Source organism: Paenisporosarcina sp. P4_E4_2 (genome assembly GCF_056401595.1).
On sequence record NZ_JBFUJC010000415.1, the window covers coordinates 1 to 2,432 of the forward strand.

At 46.5% G+C, this 2,432-nt stretch carries 1 protein-coding gene; it reads left to right on the forward strand.

The window, feature by feature from the left end; translation table 11 throughout:
* Positions 1-651: 651 nt before the first annotated feature.
* On the forward strand, positions 652-2,432 hold a 1,781-nt coding region (locus AC1DSB_RS18005), incomplete at its 3' end, for a S8 family peptidase (protein ID WP_477587280.1).

The window sequence follows — 2,432 nt, forward strand, 5'->3', positions numbered from 1 at the left end:
GTGTATTAAATGTGATTATTAAGTGATTAGCAAGAAACCATCACATTTTTACAAATATATTAATCTACTATTTAGTAAGGAAAAGGGGGAAATTTAATGAAGAAGAGGAGAAACAAAAAAATTGTTAATGTAATGACCGTAGGATTGGTATCTGCAGTACTTTTGTCAACAAGTACTGTTCATTCATTTGCTTATGATGCCACCACCACCAAAACGCCGGTGACCCAGGCGTTCAAGCAACTGCAGAACAACAAAGTTGTCGACTCGCACACTGTTACCCTTATCACGGGCGAAGTTGTGATGCTGGAAAAAAACGCCGATGGCTTGCAATCAGCAACGCTTGCTCCAAACCCTGATGGAACCGAAGTGGGTGTAACCACGTTGAGTTTGGGAGACGATTTCTACCTCATCCCGGATAAGGCACAACCGTACCTAGCAGCAGATGAGCTTGACCGCGAGTTGTTTAATATCACCAAGTTGGTCGAGTATGGCTACGACGACGCTCACGTCTCCGATATCCCGTTGATCGCGACTTACTCAGGCACAGAAAGTCATACGGACGAAGCGTTAGAACAGGCTGCTCCGGCAGGTTCAAAAAAGGACAAGGTATTAGATAGCACTAATGGTGTGGCGCTAAAGGCGAGCAAGTCGATGGCGGCGAAGTTCTGGGAAGCGGTAGACGATGACAGCGCCAAAGCTACGACCGCACCGAAACTTGCCGATGGCATAAACAAGTTGTGGCTTGACAAACCGGTGCAAGTGATGTTGGACAAGAGTGTTCCACAAATTGGAGCACCTACAGCATGGGCAGCAGGGTATGATGGCACAGGCGTGAAAGTGGCTATCTTAGATACTGGGATCGATCCGAATCATGCTGATGTTAAAAATGCTATCGCTGAAGCGAAGAGTTTCGTACCGGGTGAAGATTATGTAGATCACCACGGGCACGGTACGCATGTTGCTTCGACTGTCGCGGGATCAGGCGCAGCTTCTGGAGGTAAATATAAGGGCGTAGCCCCAGGTGCAAAACTTCTAATTGGGAAGGTGCTTAGCAACGCAGGAACAGGTTCTACATCCAGTATCATCGAAGCAATGCAATGGGCAGTTCAGGAAAAGGCCGATGTTGTCAGTATGAGCCTTGGTTCGGAAGAACCAAGCGACGGAACAGATCCACTGAGTCAAGCGGTCAATAATTTGAGTGATACAAGCAACACACTATTTGTTATTGCTGCAGGTAATGTGGGTCCAGATAAGAGAACCATTGCAGCACCAGGGGCAGCCGAAAAAGCATTGACCGTTGGGGCAGTTGACAAAAGCGCAAACGAACTTTTGGCTAATTTCTCAAGTCGCGGTCCTGTTATCAATAATTTCAGAGCTAAACCTGAGATTACGGCACCAGGAGTAGCAATCGTAGCTGCTCGTGCAGCAGGAACCACTATGGGTACGGCCGTTGATAACTACTACACTAGTGCCAATGGTACATCAATGGCTACACCACATGTTTCCGGTGCTGCAGCCATTCTGAAACAAAGACACCCTGATTGGTCAGGAGACTATATTAAGCAGGTATTAACTGGTACTGCAGTAGCAAATACCCGCTACTCAGCTAATCAACAAGGTGGCGGACGTGTAGATATCACGAAAGCCTTAGAGGCTAACGTGTATAGCAGTCCTGCAGTTGTCAGTATGGGAGCCGGGTTTGTTGATACTAAACCAATAGAAAAGACATATAATTATGTCAACCCAACCGACAGTGATATGACATTGAATCTCGTCATGACAGCCAAGAATGAGAATCAAACAGCGGCACCGGCTGGAATGTTCACACTCAGCAAGTCAGTGGTCACTGTCCCAGCACATGGCAACAGTGAGATGAAGGTAACATTTGATACATCGCTTGGCACTATTGCCGATTATCAAGCAGTGGTAAAAGCTACTTCAAGTGACGGTAAAATCATTAACACGACTATTGGTGGAACAAAAACAGAACCATTAGTTGATTTAGTTATTAATGAGATCGATCGCAACGGAAAACCGGCTGGAGGCGATATGGTGTGGTTCAACCATGACACGGGGGTTGGTAAACAGGTATATCCTAATAGCAGCGGGAAGACCACATTATCCTTGCAGCCGGGACGATACGCGGTAATTAGTACACTAAACACAAATGACAAGGCCGGAATAGCTCAGAACTATACCCTAGCCTCAGTGCCTATGATAGAGCTAAAGAGTAAGGAGAATCAAGAAATCACGTTTGATGCCCGATTAGCCAAGGAGATCAAAGTTACAACGCCTAAGGAGTCCGAAAAGCACGGTTGGAAATTCGGAGTCCGCGAGCGGATGGACACAAACCACTTCGGAGTTGACTACATGAGGAATTTTATTGGCGAAACTCATGCCTACGTGTTGCCAGTCAAGGCGCCAAATAATGT